The sequence below is a fragment of the Kitasatospora sp. NPDC005856 genome (genome assembly GCF_040629945.1).
Lineage (GTDB): Bacteria > Actinomycetota > Actinomycetes > Streptomycetales > Streptomycetaceae > Kitasatospora.
In genome coordinates, this window is the sequence record NZ_JBEXWT010000039.1 from 11370 (window position 1) to 32200 (window position 20831).

The 20831-nt window shown below is 71.6% G+C and carries 20 protein-coding genes and 1 pseudogene; 1 reads left to right on the forward strand and 20 read right to left on the reverse strand.

The features are described 5' to 3' along the window. Positions 1-5: 5 nt before the first annotated feature. The 18 genes and pseudogenes from ABZ449_RS23110 to proS form a co-directional block, all read right to left on the reverse strand. On the reverse strand, positions 6-575 hold the full coding sequence (locus tag ABZ449_RS23110; RefSeq protein ID WP_360348899.1) for a DUF6262 family protein: 570 nt from the start codon (positions 573-575) through the stop codon (positions 6-8). Next, the gene (locus ABZ449_RS23115; protein ID WP_360349052.1) at positions 572-3028 is read right to left on the reverse strand and encodes a tyrosine-type recombinase/integrase; all 2457 of its coding nucleotides are present in this window, start codon (positions 3026-3028) and stop codon (positions 572-574) included. The genes ABZ449_RS23110 and ABZ449_RS23115 overlap by 4 nt, the downstream gene beginning before the upstream one ends. Before the next feature lie 125 nt (positions 3029-3153). Then, positions 3154-4377: a tyrosine-type recombinase/integrase gene (locus ABZ449_RS23120; RefSeq protein WP_360348902.1), complete on the reverse strand. Its 1224-nt coding sequence runs from the start codon at positions 4375-4377 to the stop codon at positions 3154-3156. 86 nt (positions 4378-4463) lie between these two features. After that, positions 4464-5438, reverse strand: a pseudogene (locus ABZ449_RS23125) (ATP-binding protein); the annotation flags it as partial. A 1-nt stretch (position 5439) separates the two neighbouring features. Next, positions 5440-5943: a YraN family protein gene (locus ABZ449_RS23130; RefSeq protein ID WP_360348905.1), complete on the reverse strand. Its 504-nt coding sequence runs from the start codon at positions 5941-5943 to the stop codon at positions 5440-5442. Between the two features lie 168 nt (positions 5944-6111). Beyond that, a complete protein-coding gene (locus tag ABZ449_RS23135) occupies positions 6112-6438 on the reverse strand; it encodes a DUF2469 domain-containing protein (RefSeq protein ID WP_030056781.1) in 327 nt (108 codons plus the stop codon). Positions 6439-6493: 55 nt separating this feature from the next. Continuing rightward, positions 6494-6967, reverse strand: coding sequence for an NUDIX domain-containing protein (locus tag ABZ449_RS23140; RefSeq protein WP_360348908.1), 474 nt, complete (start codon positions 6965-6967; stop codon positions 6494-6496). Between the two features lie 112 nt (positions 6968-7079). Continuing rightward, positions 7080-7832: a signal peptidase I gene (lepB, locus tag ABZ449_RS23145; RefSeq protein ID WP_360348911.1), complete on the reverse strand. Its 753-nt coding sequence runs from the start codon at positions 7830-7832 to the stop codon at positions 7080-7082. A gap of 160 nt (positions 7833-7992) precedes the next feature. Then, complete coding sequence (gene lepB / locus ABZ449_RS23150) at positions 7993-8997, reverse strand: signal peptidase I (protein ID WP_360348914.1); 1005 nt, start codon at positions 8995-8997, stop codon at positions 7993-7995. 242 nt (positions 8998-9239) lie between these two features. Beyond that, positions 9240-10199 (reverse strand): signal peptidase I, encoded by a 960-nt coding sequence (gene lepB / locus ABZ449_RS23155; RefSeq protein WP_360348917.1) that lies wholly within the window; start codon positions 10197-10199, stop codon positions 9240-9242. Then, on the reverse strand, positions 10183-11157 hold the full coding sequence (gene lepB, locus ABZ449_RS23160) for a signal peptidase I (protein ID WP_360348920.1): 975 nt from the start codon (positions 11155-11157) through the stop codon (positions 10183-10185). Before lepB (ABZ449_RS23160) ends, lepB (ABZ449_RS23155) begins: the two co-directional genes overlap by 17 nt. 77 nt (positions 11158-11234) lie before the next feature. Next, positions 11235-11585, reverse strand: coding sequence for a 50S ribosomal protein L19 (gene rplS / locus ABZ449_RS23165; RefSeq protein ID WP_030306736.1), 351 nt, complete (start codon positions 11583-11585; stop codon positions 11235-11237). A gap of 153 nt (positions 11586-11738) precedes the next feature. Then, positions 11739-12557, reverse strand: a complete 819-nt coding sequence (gene trmD, locus ABZ449_RS23170) for a tRNA (guanosine(37)-N1)-methyltransferase TrmD (protein ID WP_360349055.1) — start codon at positions 12555-12557, stop codon at positions 11739-11741. 56 nt (positions 12558-12613) lie between these two features. Then, positions 12614-13201: a ribosome maturation factor RimM gene (gene rimM, locus ABZ449_RS23175; protein ID WP_360348923.1), complete on the reverse strand. Its 588-nt coding sequence runs from the start codon at positions 13199-13201 to the stop codon at positions 12614-12616. A 157-nt stretch (positions 13202-13358) separates the two neighbouring features. Beyond that, a complete protein-coding gene (locus ABZ449_RS23180) occupies positions 13359-13598 on the reverse strand; it encodes an RNA-binding protein (RefSeq protein ID WP_360348926.1) in 240 nt (79 codons plus the stop codon). Positions 13599-13600: 2 nt separating this feature from the next. Next, complete coding sequence (gene rpsP / locus ABZ449_RS23185; RefSeq protein WP_360348929.1) at positions 13601-14023, reverse strand: 30S ribosomal protein S16; 423 nt, start codon at positions 14021-14023, stop codon at positions 13601-13603. Between the two features lie 392 nt (positions 14024-14415). Beyond that, positions 14416-14994 (reverse strand): hypothetical protein, encoded by a 579-nt coding sequence (locus ABZ449_RS23190; RefSeq protein ID WP_360348932.1) that lies wholly within the window; start codon positions 14992-14994, stop codon positions 14416-14418. Between the two features lie 494 nt (positions 14995-15488). Further along, positions 15489-16901 (reverse strand): proline--tRNA ligase, encoded by a 1413-nt coding sequence (gene proS, locus ABZ449_RS23195; protein ID WP_360348935.1) that lies wholly within the window; start codon positions 16899-16901, stop codon positions 15489-15491. Positions 16902-17090: 189 nt separating this feature from the next. Between proS and ABZ449_RS23200 the strand changes: the two genes are divergently transcribed. Next, positions 17091-17915, forward strand: coding sequence for an SAM-dependent methyltransferase (locus ABZ449_RS23200; RefSeq protein ID WP_360348938.1), 825 nt, complete (start codon positions 17091-17093; stop codon positions 17913-17915). Between the two features lie 169 nt (positions 17916-18084). Here the strand turns inward: ABZ449_RS23200 and ftsH are convergent, their stop codons facing one another. Both ftsH and ABZ449_RS23210 read right to left on the reverse strand, forming a co-directional pair. Next, positions 18085-20124 (reverse strand): ATP-dependent zinc metalloprotease FtsH, encoded by a 2040-nt coding sequence (gene ftsH, locus ABZ449_RS23205; RefSeq protein ID WP_360348941.1) that lies wholly within the window; start codon positions 20122-20124, stop codon positions 18085-18087. 92 nt (positions 20125-20216) lie between these two features. Continuing rightward, positions 20217-20741, reverse strand: coding sequence for a GNAT family protein (locus ABZ449_RS23210; RefSeq protein WP_360348944.1), 525 nt, complete (start codon positions 20739-20741; stop codon positions 20217-20219). Between the last annotated feature and the right edge of the window lie 90 nt (positions 20742-20831).

Below are 20831 nucleotides of genomic sequence, written 5' to 3' on the forward strand. Positions count from 1 at the left end.
GGCGGTCAGGTGCGTTGGTGTTCAAGAAGTTCGGCTTCGAGCGCGGCGACACGCTTGTCGGCGAAACGTAGGTTGGAGCGGGCGCCGTCGAGGCGTTCCTGCAAGGTGCGGTGCTCGCGGGTGAGCTGCTCGACGCGGTGCTTGAGGGTGGTGTTCTCCGTGACGAGGGCCTGGACGGACTCGCCAGGGACCATCTGGTCGAAGTCGCGGATGTGGCCCATGAGCTCCCCGATCCGTTGCCGCAGGACGCCAACCTCGTTCTGGGTGCGGGTGAGTTCGGCCTCCGCGTTCAGGGCCCGCTCGCGCCAGGTGGCCTCGATGCGGTCATGCTCGGCCTGGCCGGCCTGGTCGTGGCGGCTCCGGCTGGCGGTGACGGCGTTTTGGGCCATGGCCCGCGCGGCGGTGTTCTCGTAGAGGAACGTGCTGGAGACGCCTGCTCGCCGTGCGATGGCCTTGACGGTCAGGGTGCCCCGTTCGCGGCGGAGCTGTTCGATGGCGGTGGCGACCTGGGCGAGCTTGTCCTCGGCCTGCCGGCGTCGGGTGGCGATGGCCGCCGCAGTGGACTCCGGCCTCATGCCGGGCCCCCGGTCGACTCGTGCCCGGCCAGCTCCCGGGCCCGGAAGGCAGTGGTCCAGATGCGGCCGAAGTAGTCCTGCGGCCGCCGCAGGTCGAGGGCGAGCGCCTCCTCCAGCAGGCCGACACCGGTCAGAGCCTTCTCCAGGCCGTCGATAGCTCGGGCCGTGGGCTCGAATGCGTCGTGGAGGAAGTCGGCGGTGGCCGGGTCCGGCGCGCGTTCGGCGAGTGTGCGCCACTGCTCGCGCTTGCGGCGCCAGTAGAGGAGGTCGGCGCCGGACAGGACGAACTTGTCGCAGTTGTGGCAGTCCAGGTTCCAGGGGCAGGCGTCGCCGTTGACGACGGGCTGGAAGGTGCAGAAGCCGCCGTCGGCGGGAGTGGAGGTGCGAGCGAGGTCGATCGCCAGGGCCTCGGCCTGCTTGCGGGACATCGGCTGGCCGGCCGACAGCAGCTTGCCGGGCTCGGCGGTGCCGGGGCCCGCGACCCAGACCGCGTTGAGCGCGTCGTTCAGGCGCGGGTCAGTATTGGCGAGGTGGACGTAGTGCTCGGCCATCGCCTCGGAGACCTGCCCGAGGTAGCGCTTGACGTGCACCAGGTTCGCGCCGGCCTTGATCAGGTTCGTCGCCAGGGTGTGGCGGGCCTGATGCGCGACGCCCTTGATGTCGAGCTCGCCGACCCAGCGGCTGAAGAGGGTCTGGAACCAGCTGAGGGTCATGCTCTGCTGACCCGAGCGGTTGGTCGCGCGGCGGGGGAACAGAGCGAGGAGGGCTCGTTCCTGCGCGGTGGGCGGCCGGCCGTGACGCTGGACGAACCGGTCGACGGTCTTCTTCTGCCGGACCTCGATCCGCCGGACCAGGCGCTCGGGGATGCGGATGCCCTCGTCCAGATTCCCGACCTTCGTCTGGTCGTGCCAGAGCAGTGGCAGGCCGTTGATGCGCGCGATGCAGTCCAGTCGCAGCCGGGCCACCTCATTGCCGCGCCGGCCCGTGACGACGAGCGCCTCCCAGATGTCGCGCAAGCCGCGGTCGTCGACGTCGAGCTCGTCGAGGCGGGCGAGGTTGTCCGGGTCGGCCAAGGCCTTGGCCACTTCGTCCGAGAACGGACGCCGGGGCCGGCCCCGGGAGATCCCGCCGAAGGGGAAGGCCAGGACGAACCGGTGATCCAGCCCGATCTCGAAGACGATCCCCTTGTCCAGCGCGAACCTGAAAACCTGGCGGGTCGCGTTGATGATCCGGGAGATCGACTGCGGGTTCGCGGTGCTCGGGGGCCGTTTGACCAGGTCGAATTCGCGCGAGAGCGGCAACAGCCCGTGTTGGGCCCGGTGACGCTGGTCGGCGACGAAGCCGAGCACGTCGGCCTCGGTCAGCAACCGGGGATCGTGGCCGCCCCCGGGCGCCTGCGCCTGCAGGTAGGCGCTGAACTCCACGAAACCGCGCCGGGCCGCCTTGAACGGGCCCTGCGATCGAGGCGGATCGTTCCTCAGCCGCTCGTCGTAGAAATCCCAGAGAAGATCGCGCAGCCACCGCTGCGAGACAGCGGTCAGCGCGAAATGGCTGGAGCAGTCGGGAAAGTGGACGCCGTAGTGCGCCGACTCGATGAACCCGGCCTCCCGGGTGTCCTGCCGGGTGAAGTAGACCAGCCGCAACTGCCCGACCATCGCCTTCGCGATGCCCCGGGGCGTCAGCGGGACGGCGTACATGTCCAGATCCGACAGCGACCGCGCCTCGCAGGAACGGGCGTGCTGAACGAGGCGGTGGACCCAGAAGAGCGGCCAGTGCGCCTTGTCCGCCGGCCCGTGCGTGTGATCGAACATGGTCCACTGGATCTCGGCCTTCAACAGCGGCGCGAGGCCCAGCAGCGACAGAACACCGTTCTTCTGGAAGATGGCTGGCGCCTGGTCGCACCAGCGCCGGAACGCGCTCTCGTCCCCGAAACTGACCGGCGCCTCGGCCGGCATCTGCTTGAGCTTGCGCCAAGACCGCGTGTTCATCACCCGCGCATCGCCCGGGGTGCCCTCCCGCTGGTAGAGGCTCATGTGCCGGGTGCACAACTTCAGCGGATGATGGTTCGCCCGGTCCGCGCAAGCTCGAACTCGGCACTTCCCCAGCCCCGGAAACGGCGAGCAAGTGGCCAGCCAGCTGTCGAAATCGGCGGTCCGGCCCCGATTCGCCTCGTCCCGCCGCCAGCCGATCCACCGTCTCGCGTGGACGGAGCAAAGGCCCGTCTTACCGATCGCTGGCAGCTCCGGGCAGATCAGACACGGCCGCGCGTCCGACCAGGTCCTCGCCTGCAGCGGCTCCGCCTTCTCCATGAACTGGGTGTAGGAGCCCCCGGCGTCCCGGAGCGCCGCCCACTCGACGCGGTGGTTGTAGCACAGGTCCCAGGACCCTTCGTGGGCGCGCTCGCATCCGTCGACCTTGCACTGCCAGCCGAAGACCGGATGGTCGCCGGGCATCCGCAGCACGTCACCACGGAACAACAGGTCGAACGACGGAGCCGTGATCAGCGCCTGCAGGATTTCCAGCCGGTCCGCTCCGGTGCGGGACAGGACGTGCGGGTTCGTCAGCAGCGGGAGCGCTCTCACCCGTCCTCCCCCCAGACCTGGCTGAGTGCCGCACTGAACTGCGGTGAGTGCAGATCCGGGTGACCATAGACCTGGTCAACCATCGCCGCCGACGCCCAGTTCCCGGCGGCCTTCGCGACGAAGGGGTCACCGCCGGACGCCTCCAGCACGGCGTTCGTGAACGTGTGCCGGAACGCCTGCGGCCTGATCCTGCCCGGCAGCCCTGCCCGCGCTCCGGCCCGCCGCAGCATCCCCCGTGCAGCGTCCGCGCTCCAGGGCTCGCCCCGCCGTGGTCCGGCCAGCTGGATCAGCAGCATCCCGTGCCCGGCGGCGAAGGACGCGTACTCGGTCGTCATGTAGGCGAAGTAGGAGCTGACCATCGCAGGGCTCGCCCTCACGATCTCGCCGCCCGTAACCACGCCGTCGCGCAGCCACCAGTCCGGCTTGATCTTGGCCGCCGCCCGGTTCGGATTGTTCCAGCGATGGCAGATGTGCAGGTGGGGGTCCGCGCACTCCCCGCAGGCCGCCCGCTCCCGCAGGTGCAGGTCGACAAGATGGAGACCGGTGAGCGCGCCGATGCGTATGCTCGTGTCCGACAGCCAGGTCACCACCATCGCGTCCCGAGCCGTGTTGACCCGCTCCAGCAGGTCCCCGCGGGTGCCGTCCGGGAGCATCTTGGGGTGCCGGCGGCCCCGGCGCCTCGGCGCGAGCGGGTTGGCAGGCGCCGACGTAATCACATGCCCGAGGAACGCCCGGCCGCGGTCCGCCCGGGTCGGCAGCCGACCCGCGGCCAGCGCGCTCCGCAGCTCGTCGTTCACCCCGCCGACCGCGCAGTGATGCAGGTAGAAGCCCTTCAAACAGGCTGCGGCGATCACCAGGGCTGATGCCGAGTACGGACGCTTCGGCGGCAACCGCCACGGCAGCCCGAACGGGAACTGCACCTTCGCGCCGACCGCCCCCATGTACCGCTGAAGATCACGCAGTCCGACCCGCTCGGTGGTCAGGCCCTCTCGCAGCCGCCACCGCAGGTGATCGACAAGGAAGTAGGCGTACGTCCGCTGAGTCCCTCGACCATCGAACAGGCGCAGGAACGCGTCGGCCTCGTCCTCAACCGTCGCATCCGGCCGAACGATCGTGTAGGACCGGCCGCCACCAGCCCGCGGCATCTCCTGGACCCTCAGATCTCCGAGCACCAGCCCCCGCACCCCGACCTCCTCCGCAAAACCGGACTCAACAGTCACATCGGCAGCGGTCGGTAAACCTCCACGTCATGTCCTAGATCTGCATCCAAACGAGTGACACGGACGTTCTACGGGTGGTCGGTAAAGTCCAGGAAGAGCACGCCCCGGTGGGCCAGCGAGACCGCCCCCGGTCTCGGCAGACCGCTGCCGCCGCCGACGATGGCCGGCATCGTCGTGGAGTGGTGCGGGGCGCAGTAGGGCGCGGTGTCGATCAGGGGACGCCCGGCTGGCAGCAGCCCCGCCACCGAGTGGACGGCGGTGACCTCCAGCGCCTCCTTCTGGGTCAGCGGCGGGAGCAGCGCGGGCAACCGCTCCGCCAGCATCGTCTTGCCCGCCCCGGGCGGGCCCTTCAGGTAGATGTGGTGGCCCCCGGCGGCGGCGATCTCCAGGGCTCGCCGGGCCTCGTACTGGCCGGCCACATCGGCCATGTCGAGCCGGGCCGCCCGGTCGTCGGGCAGGCCCCGCACCCCCGCGCTGGGCAGCATCAGGCCGGCCATCAGCGGATCCGGCCGACCGCCGATCGGGTCGGGCGGCTCCTCCGGTGCCGCCGCGCCGGTCAGGATGGCGACGAGCTGGCGCAGGCTGCGGACCCCGATCACCGTCACCCCGGGAACGAGCGAGGCCTCGGGCGCCGTCTGCTCGGCGACCACGACCCGCTCGTACCCCGCGTCGGCGGCGGCCAGCACCGACGGCAGCACCCCTCTGACCGGCCGCACCCGGCCGTCCAGCCCCAGCTCGCCGATGACCAGCAGATCGGCGATGGCGGAGGGGTCGAGCCGTTCGGCGGCGGCCAGCACGGCGCAGGCGACCGCGAGGTCGAAGCCGCTGCCGCTCTTGGGCACCGAGGCGGGACTGAGGCCGACCGTCAGTTTGCGCTGCGGCCAGGCCTCGCCGCTGTTCACGACCGCGGCGCGGACCCGGTCGCGGGCTTCGGTGAGCGCCTTGTCGGGCAGGCCGACCAGGGTGAACGCGGCCACCCCGGGCTCCAGATCGGCCTGGACCTCGACGATCACTCCGTCGACGCCGACCAGCGCGACGGAACAGGTACGGGCGAAAGCCATCTCAGACCACCCCCCGCAGGTGGTCGACCAGGGCCGCACCCCGCGCCCGGTTCACCACCGCGACCAGGTCGATCCGCACCCCGCCCGGTGGGGCGGGCGGCCATTGCGGATCGGTGGGCCCCGGATCGTAGCCGGGCCCGGCCAACTCGGCGAAGTGACCGGGCCAGCGCTCGGCCATCCAGCGCTCGGCCAGGCGCTGCAGCCGGGCGGCCTTGGCCCGGTCGATGGCCTCGGTGGGCTGTTGGAATCCCCGCTCGGAGCGGGTCTTCACCTCGCAGACCGCCACGGTGTCGCCGTCGAGGGCGACGATGTCCAGCTCGCCCTCGACGCAACGCCAGTTGCGGTCCAGGATGCGGAGCCCGGCCTCGGCGAGGCGGCGGGCGGCGACCCGCTCTCCGTAGCGGCCGAGCCCGTTCTTGGTACTGCGCTCCGGGATCGCCCGCGGGGGTTTCCCGGCTGTGGACGCGTCCGGTACGGCCTGGTCCTGCACGACGGTGTGCTGCATGGTGACCACCTCCGCCGAGGAGGCTGCACCAATGCGCACGACGAGGCCCGGGAATTCCCGTTCCCTGTGGATAACCCGGGCCTGTGGACAACTCTTGTCACCCGCAGGGGTGAGAAGCCCCGTTCCCGCCGAATTCGGCTGGACAACGCGGGACGGAGTCGTCCAACGTCAGTTCCCGAAGCCGGACTCGTCCGAGGGCAGCTCCAGATCGCTCTTCGCGAGTTCCTCGATGTTCACGTCCTTGAAGGTCAGCACCCGGACCTTGCGGACGAACCGGGCCGGCCGGTACATGTCCCAGACCCACGCATCCGCCATCGACACCTCGAAGAACACCTCGCCCTGGACCGAGTGCACCTGCAGCTCGTAGTCGTTGGTGAGGTAGAACCGTCGCTCGGTCTCGATCACGTACTTGAACAGGCCGACGACGTCCCGGTACTCCCGGTAGAGCTTGAGCTCCATCTCGGTCTCGTACTTCTCGAGATCTTCGGCACTCATCCAGGCGTCCCCTCAACTTGTCACGTCCACCCATTGTGGACCACCGCACCCACGGTCAGAGCCGTACCGGATCCACCGGCGGGCCCTCGGCCAGCAGCCGCTCCAGGAAGTCCGCCAGGCCCGGCGGATAGACCGTCTCGGCGGTCCCCCTCAGTTCCTCGACCGTCCACCAGCGCGCCGCGAGCAGTTGGGCGTGCTCGTCCGCACCCATGCCCGAGTGGTCCAGCCCTGTCTCCGCGGTCCGGGCCAGGTGGAACCACTGCTCCTGCTCGTAGCACTGTCCCTGAAAGGAGAACGACACCGTGCCGTACCCCACCAAGGGCCCCAGGTCCACGCCCCGCAGGCCGGTCTCCTCCACGAGCTCCCGCTCGGCGGCCCCGCGCACGTCCTCCCCCGGCTCCAAGCCGCCCCCGGGCGTGAACCACCACGTCTCCCCCGGGGTGGCCGGGTCGGCCCCCAGGAAGAGGAGGATGCGGTCCTGCCCGTCCAGCAGCAGGATCCGCGCGGCCCTGCGACGCCGTGCTGTCATGGCGGCGCTCCACGCTCCTTCCGTCCGCATCGGTGGCGCTACCGATCCTGCCACCCGGCGCGGTCGTCCGGGGCGATGTTCGGCAGAGCGGCCCGCCCGGCGACGGTCCCGCTCAGGCGCCGCGCCCCCGGAGCCGGCGGGCCAGAGCAGCCACCCCGCCCACCGCCGAGGTCACGAGGATCAGCGCCGCACCCGCGACGGCGGCGTAGGCGAGGGGCTCCAGCGGCCCCGGCTGCGAGGCCCTCGGGCCCGCGAAGCCGTCGAAGTCCGTGACCCGGCCGAGCAGACCCATGCGGCCGAAGGGCAGCACGGTGGCCTCGACCCTGGCCTCGACGGCCTCGGCCGGGACGGTCCCGCCGTCGACCTCCAGGTGGGTGCGGGAGTCGAGCGAGCCCACCCGGTTGTCGCCGAGCAGGAACAGCCGGCCCTGCGGCACCGTCACGCTGAACGCGTCGCCCTGGCGGCCCTGCGTCGCCAGGTAGGGCTCGTCCACCGGCTGCCCGTTGACCGTCAGCCGGTGCTCGGCCCCGGTGGTGGCGACGGTGTCCCCGCCGACCGCGACCACGCGCTTGACCATCAGCTCGCTGCCCCAGGCCTGGTCGCGGAAGACCACCACGTCGCCCCGCCCGATGTCGCCGCCGTCGGCCTTGCGCGCGAGCACGGTGTCCCCGGCGCGCAGCGTCGGGTGCATCGAGGCGGTGGGGATCTTGTACGGCCGGTAGTCGATCGCGATCAGGGCGAAGCCGCCGACCATCAGCACCAGCCCGAGCGCGAGGGCGACGCCCTGCAGCACCGCGGCGGGCCCGCGGCCCGCTCGGGCGGGCACGGGCGGGCGGTCGACCGTCTGCTCCACGACACTGCTCATCGACACCGTCCACCTCTGGCCGACCGGAGAACACCACTGGCACGCCGGAGGCACGGGCGGAGAAGCCGACGGGCCGTGGCACGTCCGAGCAGATTACTCGTCGGTACCACGGCCCGCGCAAGAGCCGGGGCCAACCCGGCGGAACACGATCCGGTGGAGCTCAGGACTCCTGGCGGCGCTCCGCCCGGCCCCGCACCCGACGCACCAGCGGGAGCAGGGCGACGGCCCCCACCGCACCGGCCACGGGGGGCGCCATCGGCGCGGCCGCCGCCAGGCCCTTCTGGTCGAAGGTGTCCGGCACCGGCAGCGTCGACCAGTGGCTGATCGGCCAGGCCACCACGAAGGCGCGCCCGATCACGTTGTCCACCGGGACGGTGCCGCCACCCGGCTGGTCCATGTGGAAGCGGGAGTCCAGCGAGTTGGCGCGGTGGTCACCCATCACCCAGATCCGGTCCTTGGGCACCTTGACCGGGCCGAAGGGGTGGTCGCCGCAGGGGGTGTTGCCCGGGTAGACGTACGGCTCGTTGAGGGCGACGCCGTTGACCTTGACCGGCCCCTCGCCCTCGCACTCGACGGTGTCGCCGCCGACCGCGATGACCCGCTTGATCAGGTCCTTCTCGTTGGCGGAGGGCATCAGGCCGACGAAGCTCAGCACGTCCTGGACGCCGCGGAGGAAGGAGTTGCTGCTCTGCTGGGTCGGCTCGTCGTTCAGCCAGCCACCCGGGTCGTGGAACACCACGACCTCACCGCGCTCGGGTTCGGCTCCGAACCACGGGGTCAGCTTGTCCACCAGGACGCGGTCGCCGACCTGCAGCGTGTTCTGCATCGATTCCGACGGAATGGAGAACGCCTGGACGAAGAAGGTCTTGATCACCAGCGCGAGGATCAACGCGATGCCGATCAGGATCGGCAGTTCCTTCCAGAACGAGCGCGGCTTGCGCGGCTTGGAGGGAGCCTCCGACTCCGATCCGTCCGCGGGCTCGGCCCCCGCGTGCGGGGAGTCCGGGGATTCCTCCGGCCCGGTGCCCTGTCCGTCAGCGGTCTGCGCCGCCGCGTCCTCGACCGAGGCCGAGGAGGCCGCGGACTCGGCGGACCGGTCCGCCCGACGGCCCGGGCCCTCGGGCTCTCCGGCGCCTGATCGGGCGCCGATCACCAAATCCCCCACAACGTCTCCTCCCTGCTGTGCGGACGCCCGCGCGCCCGCGCTCAGAGTGCCGCACAGCGGGCACCACGCTCACCACGACCATGAACGCCTCAGGGCTGCCCACCGCGGACTCCCCTGACACCAGCACGGCCTCGGCCCACGGCCGGGACCACTTCCGGCCGCACCTGCACTTCTCTATCACTCCCAGGCATCCGGCTCGCGGTCCCACACGCGAGGCCCGTCCGGTCGACGGCCGGCGCGACTCACTCCGGACGCCGCCCCGACCTGCGCGCGACGACCGGAAGGATGCCCAACACCCCCATAACGAGCGGGGGTTCCGCAGGAACCGGCCCAACGCCCACCGACTCCGCGGCAGTTCCGCCGGCCTGCGGCATCCGGGCGAGAGAGGAGAGTGAACCGGGCGCATCGAGTTGATGGAACCGGTCCAGCGGCCAGGCGATCACGAAGGCGCGACCGACCACGCCGCTCAGCGGGATCGTCCCCTGGCCCGGATTGCCCATGTGAAAACGGGAGTCGGCGGAGACGTCCCGGTGGTCGCCCATGACCCACAGCCGCCCCTGCGGCACCTGGACCCTGAAGGTCTGCCGGGACGGCGGGTTACCGGGCGCGAGATAGGACTCCTCCACCGGACGGCCGTTGACGCTGAGCCGCCCCTGCGCGTCGCAGCACTCGACGGTGTCCCCGCCGACGCCGATCACCCGCTTGATCAGGTCCTGCTCGTCGTCGGAGGGCAGCAGTCCGACGAAGGTCATCACCTTCTTGGCCCCGCCCAGCACCAGGCCGTCGTCGGACGGCTTCCGGTCGTGCTCCAGCCAGCCGCCCGGGTCCTTGAACACCACGATGTCGCCGCGCTGCGGCTCACTGCCGAACCAGGGGGTCAGCTTGTCCACCAGCACCCGGTCCCCGATCAGGATGGTCTGTTCCATCGAGCCCGAGGGGATCACGAACACCTGGACCAGGAAGGTCTTCATCACCAGCGCCACCAGCAGGGCCACCAGGATGATCAGCGGCACCTCGCGCACCAGCGAGCGCTTGCGCCGACGGGCCGCCTTGCGGGCACTGCGCCGGCGCTCGGCCCGGCCGCGCGCCGACGGGGCCCCGGCCGGCCCGGAGCCCGCCGCACCACCCGTCCCCGGCACTGCGGTCGCCGTTCCCCCGGCGGCCGGACGGTCGGCGAGCCGATCCCTACCCCTGGTCCCCATGACCGCCCGTCCCCGCAGTCGCGGCGAAGGCCGCGGGCCGGTCCAGGCCGGTCCAGCGCGAGAACGGGTAGACCACCCAGTCCGCCCTGCCGATCACCTTCGTCTCGGGCACGAAGCCGCCGCCGGGCTCGCCGAGGTGGTCGCGGGAGTCCCGGGAGGCGCTGCGGTGGTCCCCCATCACCCACAGCTTGCCGGCGGGCACGACGATGTCGAAGGCCACGCTCGACGGATCGTCGCCCGGGGACAGGTAGGAGGTCTCGTCGATCGGCACGCCGTTGACGGTGATCGGCGCGCCCGGGCCGGTGCTGGTCACCCGGTCCCCGCCGACGCCGATCACGCGCTTGACGTAGACGGTGTCCCCGGCCGGGGCCAGACCGAGGTCCTGGGCGAACGAGCGCAGGCCGTCCCAGAAGCCCGACGGCTTCGCCGACCCGCGCAGGAAGGAGCCCGTCCCGTCGAAGACCACGACGTCGCCCCGCTGGGGGTGGCCGCCGAAGGCGTAGGCGAGCTGGTTCGCGACCAGCCGGTCCCCCGGGCGCAGGGTCTCCTCCATCGACCCGGAGGGCACCGAGAACGGGCGCGCGACGAAGGCGTTCACCAGCAGCAGGGCCGTCAGACAGATCCCGACCAACAGCAGCAGGTCCCGCGAACGCGAACGCCCTGGCTCCTCGTCCTGGTCGGATCCGTCACCGCCGTCCGAGTCGGCATCGCCGCGGCCGCCGGTCCGTTCCTCGGCGCGTTCAGGACCCGCAGCGCGTTCAGGATCCTCGCCCCGCTCCGGCAGCTCGGCGCGCTCCAACAGCTCCGCGCGCTCCGGCCCGTCGGCGGCCTCCGAGGCATCCGCGCCGTCCGCCGCGGCGGAACCGCTCCCGGAAACGACCGCGGACCGCGACAGCGAGTCCGCACCGGTGGGTGCGGGACTGCCGTCGCGGTCCGCGGGTGGTTCGTGCGTGCTCATCGGGGGGTGAGCTTACCTTGCGGCCGTTCGACCCCCTCGGAGCGTTCCGATCCCCGGCGGAGCCGGGGTCCGGTGGATCAGCGGTCGCGCTTCTCCTTGATCTTCGCGGCCTTGCCGCGGAGGTCACGCAGGTAGTACAGCTTGGCGCGGCGAACCGCACCGCGGGTCACGACCTCGATCTTCTCGACGACCGGGGTGTGCACCGGGAAGGTGCGCTCCACGCCGACGTTGAAGCTGACCTTGCGAACGGTGAAGGTCTCACCGATGCCGGCGCCGTGGCGGCGGATGACGACGCCCTGGAAGACCTGGACACGGGAGCGGTTGCCCTCGATGACCCGGACGTGAACCTTCAGGGTGTCACCGGCGCGGAAGGCCGGAATGTCGCTACGCAGCGAGGCCGCGTCGACAGCAGCGAGCTTGTTGCTCATGTTGCTCTCCATCGCAGGCGCCACGGGCCGCCCACGGAAATCGTCACAATGGGGTCTGCTGCGGGCCGCATCGGCTGACGACGAACCCCCCGTGGCGGGGGCGCCGGTCCACGTGCCCCCTACGGAAGGGAACCAGCGACAGACAGCAGCGGCCTATTCTTCCACATCACCGGCCACGGACCGAAATCGGCCGAGCCTCTCGTCCCAGGCCAGGCCGAGGATGCTCAGCGCCTCCCGCTCCTTCTTGTCGAAGTCGCCGTACTGCCAGCGCTCGACCAGATCGGGCCGGTTGGCCAGGGTCCGGGCGAAGGCCTGCTCGCGGCGCCAGCGGGCGATCCTGCCGTGGTTGCCGCTGAGCAGCACGTCCGGCACCGTCCGGCCGCGCCACTCGGCGGGCTTGGTGTAGACCGGGCCCTCCAGCAGGTCGGCCATCGCGCCCGGCGCGAAGGAGTCGTCGCGGTGCGACTCGGCGTTGCCGAGCACCCCGGGCAGCAGCCGGGCGATCGCCTCGACCATCACCAGCACGGCGACCTCGCCGCCGGCCAGGACGTAGTCGCCGATCGAGGCCTCGACCACCGGCATCCGGGTGGCCGCCTCCTCGATCACCCGGCGGTCGATGCCCTCGTACCGGGCGGGGGTGAAGGCCAGCCAGGGGCGCCCGGCCAGTTCCTGGGCGAGCGCCTGGGTGAACGGTCGCCCGCTCGGGGTCGGCACGACCAAGGTGGGCAGCTGCCCCTCCGGTCCGCCGGCGATCACCGCGTCCAGCGCCTCGCCCCACGGCTCGGGCTTCATCACCATGCCGGGGCCGCCGCCGTACGGGCTGTCGTCGACCGTGCGGTGCACGTCGTGGGTCCACCCGCGCAGGTCGTGGACGTGCACGTCCAGCTGGCCTCGGGCGCGGGCCTTGCCGACCAGCGAGACGTCCAGCGGCTCCAGGTACTCGGGGAAGATCGTGACGACGTCGATCCGCATGCCGCTCTGCACGCCGTCGGCCGCCGGAACGCCCGCCCCGGTGTGCTCCGCCGTGGTCACTTGGACTCCTCCGAGTCCTCGGAGTCCGAGCCCGCGGCGGGCTCGGCCGAGGAGGTCCCCGCGACCTCGGCCTGCTCCGGGTCGATCAGCCCGGCCGGCGGGGTGATCACGGCGCGCTGGTTCTCCAGGTCGATGGTCGGCACGATCTGGGTGACGAAGGGCACCAGCACGTCCGTCCCGTCGGCCTTCTTGACCGTGAGCAGGTCCTGGTAGGGCAGGTGGACCACCTCGGTCAGCTCGCCGACCAGGGTGCCGTCGAGCAGCACCACGTCCAGGCCGATCAGCTGGTGGTCGTAGTACTCCTCCGGGTCGTCGGGGCGCTCCTCCGGGTCGACCTCGGAGATGAGCAGGGTGCCGCGGAGGGCCTCGGCCGCGTTGCGGTCCTTGACGCCGACGAAGCGCAGCAGCAGTCGGCCGCTGTGCACCCGGCCGGACTCGACGGTCAGCGGTCCGGTCGAAGCGGGGTCGGTGAGCACCACGGCACCGGGGCCGAGCCGGAGTTCCGGCTCGTCGGTGCGGACCTCGACACTGACGTCCCCCCTGATGCCGTGGGCACGGCCGATCCTGCCGACGACGAGCTGCACGGTGATCGTTCTCCTGGAGTTCCTGAGCCGAAACGAAAAGCGACGGGCTGCGAAGCGATGATGTGCGGGAAATACGGATGGAAATGCGAAAGGCCGACCGGGACGCCATGCGTCCCGGTCGGCCTCACAAGCCCTGACGGCTGAACGAGCAGCAGCGTCAGCGAATGCTGTCCACGTCGACCAGGTCGACCCGGACGTTGCGACCGCCGAGGGCGCCGACCACGGTGCGCAGTGCGCGCGCCGTACGGCCGCCCCGGCCGATCACCTTGCCGAGGTCATCGGGGTGCACCCGCACCTCGATGGTGTTACCCCGACGCAGGTTGCGCGAGCGCACCTGCACCTTGTCGGGGTGCTCGACGATGCCCTTCACCAGGTGGTCCAGGGCGTCCTCGATCACGATCAGGCCTCGGCAGCGGCGTCGGCCTCGGCCTTGTCCGACTTCTTGGCCTTCGGGGTGATGGCGACGCCGGTGGTGGCGTCCTCGAAGCCGGCGACGGCCTTGGCGAACAGGTGCGAGAAGTCCTCGACCTTCGGCTCGGCGACCTTCAGCGGCGCCGGGGCCGGCAGGCCCTTGAACTTCTGCCAGTCGCCGGTCAGCTTCAGGATGGCGAGCACCGGCTCGGTCGGCTGGGCGCCGACGGACAGCCAGTACTGGGCGCGGTCGCTGTCGACCTCGATCTTCGAGGGGTTGTAGGTCGGCTGGTAGATGCCGATCTCCTCGATCGCGCGGCCGTCACGCTTGGTGCGGGCGTCGGCGACGACGATGCGGTAGTGCGGGGAGCGAATCTTGCCGAGACGCTTCAGCTTGATCTTGACTGCCACGGGAGTGGATTCTCCTGGTGTTGACGTGGGTGAGCGGGCTCGCCATCGCGTGGGGTTGCGCGGCGGACCGTTCAAGGGACACGCCAGCCGTAGGAGAGAGGGGTCCTGCTCGGCTGCCGAGTACTCAGCTGTCCATTCTGCCACATCGGCGAGAACCGCCTGTACGCGGGCCCGGGCGCCCGGTCAGGGCTCGACCGGGAGCCCCCGCTCCCGGTCCAACCCGAAGACATCACCGCTGTCCTGCCGTACCGCTCGATCGGTGGTGCCCGATCCGCCCGGTACCGCTCACTCGGTACTGCCGGTCCTGCTGGTCCTGCTGGTCCTGCTCACTCGGTGCCGCTCATTCCGGCCGGACCGCCGCCCGCACAGCAGCCCGCCGGGACGTCGACCGACTACGCGATCTTGAACGGCTGCTGGCACGCGCCGCAGACGATGGACGCCTGCGCGAGCACCGACGGAACGACCCGGACGTTGCGCCCGCAGCCGCAGACCGCCTTGACCCGCACGCCGCCCCCGGAGGAGCCGTGCCGGGCCGCCGGGCCGCGGAAGGCGCGCGTCGCGCCGTCGCCGGCCACCGCCTCCTGGTGCGCCCCGAGGGCGCGGTCCAGTCGCTCGATGGTCTCGGCGTACCGCTCCTGCGTCTCCTTGAGCATGGTCACCTGGGAGAAGCCGCTGCTGGCGTGCGGCTCGATCGGGTGTGCCAGGCCCAGCTCGGAAGCGAGCATCAGGAAGCGCCGGTTGTGGTAGCGGCCGGCCCGCGAGGTGTCCCGGATGTCCCGGGCCGCGGCCAGACCGTGGGCAGCCTCGTGGAGGAGCCGCTCGAAACCGAGCCGCGTCCCACAGGCCGAGGAGGACTCACCGATCAGCGCCTCGGGCGAGGCGAGGTCGGGAAGGTCCTGGTGGTAGGCCTGGATGTCACTCCAGGCGGCGGCCAGTTCGGCCGCGAGAACGAGGGGCTGTGTCGTGCTCACGCTAGACCAACGATGGAGTGCGAGCCGATGTTCCGCATGTTCTCGTTCCCGGGGAATTCACAGGGAACTCCCAGGAATGCAAGGCCGCGCGCGAATTGCGCGTTCCGGATCTGACGCAAGACCAACCCCCTGCCGGTTTCGGCCCGTCGCCACGTCGGCGGGCCTGATGAATTCCGTCCGGGGGGCGGGCTGTCGCCACCCGGGACGTACGGCCCGTGGGCCTGCCGGATTGACAGGGCCACGGGCCGTACACCGTACCGCTATTCCGTTAATACCGGGAGTTGACCGGCCAGTAGGGATGTCCACCTCGGGGACGCACCGGAGGAGTTACCGGATTCTTACCCTTCCGCATTCCGGGCAAATGTCGCCGGTGTCGGTCATTACCCGCGGACCGCGGACGCCCGGCGGACATCAACAGGACATCCGCCGGGCACCGGGACGGCAGCCGGCACACCCCGACGGACACGCCCCGACGGACACACCCCGGACCGGCGTCAGTACGCCCGGGCCACGATCGCGACGTTGCCCTCCTGGTCGTCCGCCTCCGGCACCGAGCCGTCGGCGGCGACGATGCAGCGCACCGTGACGCCCTGCTCGGCCAGCTTGGCCTCGCCCTCCGCGCCGAGGTCGGCCCAGGAGATCCGGCCCCAGCCGGTCGCGGCGGCCTCGATGGCCTCGTCGATGGTCTTGACGTCGACCGTGCGGGATTCGCGGCGCTCGCGGGACTGGCGCAGCAGCAGCGCCTGGTCCTCCTCCAGCACGCCCGGCAGCAGCGAGACGAGGGAGTCGATGGAGACCGGCTCCTTGCCGCCCGGGATGCGGCGGGCCAGCATCGCGGTGCCGTTCTCCAGGTCGCGCGGGCCGACCTCGATGCGCAGCGGAACGCCCTTGAGCTCCCAGTCGACGGCGCGGCGGCCGAACGGGGTGTCGGTGCGGTCGTCGACCACGACCCGGATGCCGGCGGCCTCCAGCTGGGCGCCGATCTCGCGGACCTTGGCGATGACGGCGTCGTCGCCCTTGATGGCGAGCACGACGGCCTGGACGGCGGCCAGGCGCGGGGGCACCCGCAGGCCGCTGTCGTCGCCGTGGGACATGATCAGGCCGCCGACCATGCGGGTCGAGACGCCCCAGGAGGTCTGCCAGACGTGCTCGCGCTCGGCGCCCTGCAGCTGGTAGGTGGTGTTGAACGCCTTGGCGAAGTTCTGGCCCAGCTCGTGGCTGGTGCCCATCTGCAGGGCCTTGCCGTCGCCCATCATGCCCTCGAGGGTGAGGGTGTTGATGGCGCCCGCGAAGCGCTCCTTGGCGGTCTTGCGGCCGAGCACGACGTCGATGCCGAGCACGTTGGTCATGAAGTCGCCGTAGACCTGCGTGTGGATCATCGACGCGTAGGCGCGGGCGTCCTCGTAGGTGGCGTGGGCGGTGTGGCCCTCCTGCCAGAGGAACTCGGTGGTGCGCAGGAAGACGCGCGGTCGCAGCTCCCAACGGACCACGTTGGCCCACTGGTTGATCAACAGGGGCAGGTCGCGGTGGCTCTGCACCCACTTCGAGAAGTACTCGTTGATGATCGTCTCGGAGGTCGGCCGGACGACGACCGGCTCCTCCAGCTGCTTGCCGCCGCCGTGGGTGACCACCGCGAGCTCGGGGGCGAAGCCCTCGACGTGCTCGGCTTCCTTGGTCAGGTAGGACTGCGGGATGAACATCGGGAAGTAGGCGTTCTGCGCGCCGGCCTTCTTGATCCGCGCGTCCATCTCCTGCTGCATCCGCTCCCACAGGCCGTAGCCGTACGGTCGGATGACCATGGTGCCGCGCACCGGACCGTTGTCGGCCAGCTCGGCCTTGTTGATGAGGTCCTGGTACCAGCGCGGGAAGTCTTCCGCCTGAGGGGTGAGAACGGGTGCCTTAGCCATGGGGCGAATGGTACGGGGCGCGGGGCCCCGGTTTCGAATCGGTATCACCGTACGGGGGCGCACCACCGCGACACGCGCGCACCACCCTGCACCCCTCTGGACGCCGGGCCCGACCCGCTGTTCGCTGGTGTGGGGCGGGACTTTGGGGGAGCCGTAGCAGCACACCGAAGGACCGGATGGGAGGCCGCCATGGCTTCAGCGCGGACGACCGGCACGACCGCACGACCGACGGGCGCACGCCCGCACCACCCGCGGAACGGGGCCGCCCGCTCCGCGCGGGCGCGCGACTGGGCGGAGATCCAGGAACGCATGCTGGTGCCGCTCTACGAGGCGGTCCACGACCGGTTGGAGGTCGGCCCGGCGAGCAGCGTGCTGGGCCTGGGCTGCCGGTCCGGGCTGGCCCTGCTGCTGGCGGCCGGGCGGGGCGCCCAGGTCGCCGGGCAGGAGCCGCGGGACGAGCTGCGCGAGCTGGCCCACGACCGCCGGCTGCGGGTGTGCGCGGGGGCCCGGACGCCGTCCGCCGTCCCCCGCTCGGCCCATTCGCTGGTGACGGTTTTCGAGCAGCTGCCCGGGGCCGCCGGGTCCGGCGCGGTGGTCGCCGAGGCCGCCCGGCTGACCCTCCCGGGCGGGCACGTGGTGCTGGCCGCCTGGGGCCCGCCGGAGCGCTGCGAGAGCGCCGCGGTGCTGGACGTGGCCCGGCGGATGGCGGGCCGGACCACCGCGCGCGACCCGTTCGAGCTGAGCGCGCCGGGCGCCCTGGAGGACCTGCTCGCCCCGGCCGGCCTGCGCCCGGCCGGCAGTGGCCGGGTGAGCTGCCCGTTCGCCTACGCCGACCTCGACAGCGCGGTGCGCGGCCTGCTCTCCACCGGACTGTTCGAGCCCGCCGAGGAGTTCTCCGGCGCCTCGCTGGTGGCCAAGGAACTGGAGGAGGCCCTCCAGCCGTACCTGCGCGCGGACGGCTCGGTGCGGATGGAGAACCTGTTCCGCTACCTGGTCGCCGAGCGGCCGCGCTAGGCCGCCCCAGGGGGCGGGTGAACCCCAGGAGGGGCGGGTGAACCCCAGGGACGGGTGGACCCCAGGAGGGCGGGTGAACCCCCACGATGGAAGGTGCACCCGCACGAGGGGCGGGTGAACGCAAACCGGGGGCGCCCGCCATCATGGCGAGCGCCCCCGGCGCCGGACCTCACGCCCGGTCGATCGACTTCCCGTCGGAGCCGTCGGGCTCGCCCGAGTCACCGGTCCCGGCGGAGGACCCCGCCGAAGACCCCGCCGAAGATCCCGCCGAAGGCCCGGCGGAAGTCCCGCCGGGGCCCTCCGGGGCCGCTTCCCGCGGCACCCCGGCCGCCCGGTACGCCTCCTCCTCGTCCAGCGTCTCCGCCTCCAGCAGCGCCGCCGCCAGCGCGTCCAGCCGGTGCCGCTGCTCGTTCAGGATCCGCACCGCGTCGCCGTAGCACTCGGAGACGATCCGCCGGGCCTCCTCGTCCACCGCGTCCAGGGTGGTCGGCGCGGCGGAGAGCCCGTAGGCGCCCTGCGGGTCGGAGGGCACCGCGGTGAGCCGGCCGACCCGCTCGCTCATCCCCCAGCGCCCGGCCATCCCGCGGGCGATGCTGGTGACCTGCTCCAGGTCGCTCTCCGCACCGGTGGTGATCACCCCGTAGACCACCTGCTCGGCCGCCATGCCGCCGAGCGCACCGATGATCCGTCCGCGCAGGTAGGGCTCGGTGTACGAGTAGCGGTCGTTCTCCGGGGTGGAGAGGGTGACGCCGAGCGCCCGCCCGCGCGGCACGATGGTGATCTTGCGGACCGGGTCCGCGCCGGGCTGGAGCATGCCCAGCAGCGCGTGCCCGCTCTCGTGGTACGCCGTCCGCTCGCGCTCCTCCTGCGGCATGACCAGCGGCCGCACCGCACCGAGCTGGACCTTCTCCAGGGCGTCCGAGAGGTCCCGCTCGTTGACCGCGTCCTGCTCGCGCTTGACGGCCAGCAGCGCGGCCTCGTTGACCAGGTTGGCGAGCTCGGCGCCGGTCATCCCCGGCGTGACCTTGGCCAGCTGGTTGAGGTCGGTGCCGCCGGCCAGCGGGACGTTGCGGCTGTGGATGCGCAGGATCGCGGCGCGGCCCTCCCGGTCGGGCGGGCTGACGGTGATCCGCCGGTCGAAGCGGCCGGGGCGCAGCAGCGCCGGGTCGAGCACGTCCGCCCGGTTGGTCGCGGCGATCACGATGACGCCCTCGGAGCCGGTGAACCCGTCCATCTCGGTGAGGATCTGGTTGAGGGTCTGCTCGCGCTCGTCGTGCCCGCCCATGCCGCCGCCGGCGCCGCGCTGGCGGCCGATGGTGTCGATCTCGTCGATGAAGATGATCGCCGGGGCGACCTTGCGGGCTTCGGCGAACAGCTCGCGGACCCGGCTGGCGCCGACGCCGACGATCATCTCGATGAACTCGGAGGCGGAGGCGGAGAAGAACGGCACGTTGGCCTCGCCGGCCACGGCCCGGGCCAGCAGGGTCTTGCCGGTTCCGGGCGGGCCGCTCAGCAGCACGCCGCGCGGCATCTTGGCGCCGAGCCTGCGGTACCGCTCCGGGTTCTTCAAGTAGTCGACGACCTCGGTGAGTTCGGCCTCGACCTCGTCGATGCCGGCCACGTCGGCGAAGGTGGTGCGCTTGCCCTCCTCGGCGAGGACCGGCTTGGGCGGGGCCTTGCGGCCGAGCGGTCCGCCGCCGAGTCCGCCGGCCATCCGGCGGGCGAGCAGCACCCAGATGAAGATCAGCAGCAGCATCGGGGCGAGTGAGAGCAGCAGGTTGGTGAGGAAGCTGCGCTGCTGGACCGGCGAGGTGGCGGTGACCTCGACGCCCTGCTGCTGCAGGGTGGCCCAGAGGTTGTCGCCCGCGAAGGAGGGCCGCTGGGTCTCGAACTCGGTGTAGTCGCCCTTGCCGCCGTCCGGCTTGGGCTGGGCGGTCTTGAGGGTGCCCTCGATCGCGTCGCCCTTGGCGTAGATCTTGGTGATGTTGCCCTTGTTCAGCTGGTTGTTGAACTCGGTGTACGAGATCGTGGTGGCGCCCGCGGGGCCGAAGAAGGACAGCAGCAGGTCCGAGATCAGGAACACCACGAGGGCGGTGAGGGCGAGGCCCACCCAGCCTCCGGGCATCCGGCGCTTGGGCGGCGGGGGCGGGGCACCCTCCGAACGCCAGGGCTGTTCGGGGGTCTGACGTGGCGGCACGGGTTCGGTCACCCATCGGACAATACGGACAGGTGCTCGGACGAGCCAATCGCAACGCCGCGCCCGGGCCGCCGTACGCCCGGGCCAACCCTTCCCACCAGCGGCTATGCCGTCACGCCGGGCCACTCCTCGGCGGTCAGCGCGAACCGCTCGTGGTCACGCCAGTCGCCCTGGAGGAAGAGCATCCGCGGGGAGAATCCCTCGTGCCGGAAGCCGAGCCGCTTGGCCATCGCGATCGAGCGCTCGTTCTCCGGCTGGACGTTGATCTCCAGCCGGTGCAGTCCCAGCCCGTCGGCCGACTGCGGGGAGAAGCAGCGGTCCACGACCAGCCGCATCCCCTCGGTCATCCGGCCGGTGCCGTTGAACGGGAGGTACGAGTCGTAGCCCAGCGTGGCGTTGCAGAAGCGGCTCATCACGATGTTGGCGACGTTCACCTTGCCGACCAGCCCGCCGGTCTCCCGATCGAGGATCAGGAAGGTGCGCAGCCCGGAGCCCTGGCGCTTCAGCAGGTCGGGCAGTCCGTCCGGCTCGACCGGGTTCCACCGTCCGATGTGTTCGGCGGACCGCCGGACCGCCTCGGCGTACGCGGCCGTGTCGTCGGCCCTCGGGGCCCTGATCATCACTCGCATGCCCCCATCATCGGACACGCGATCGGCCCGCCGCCCGGAAACACCGGGCGACGGGCCGATCGGGATCGATCAAGACCGCTCGCCGTCGAT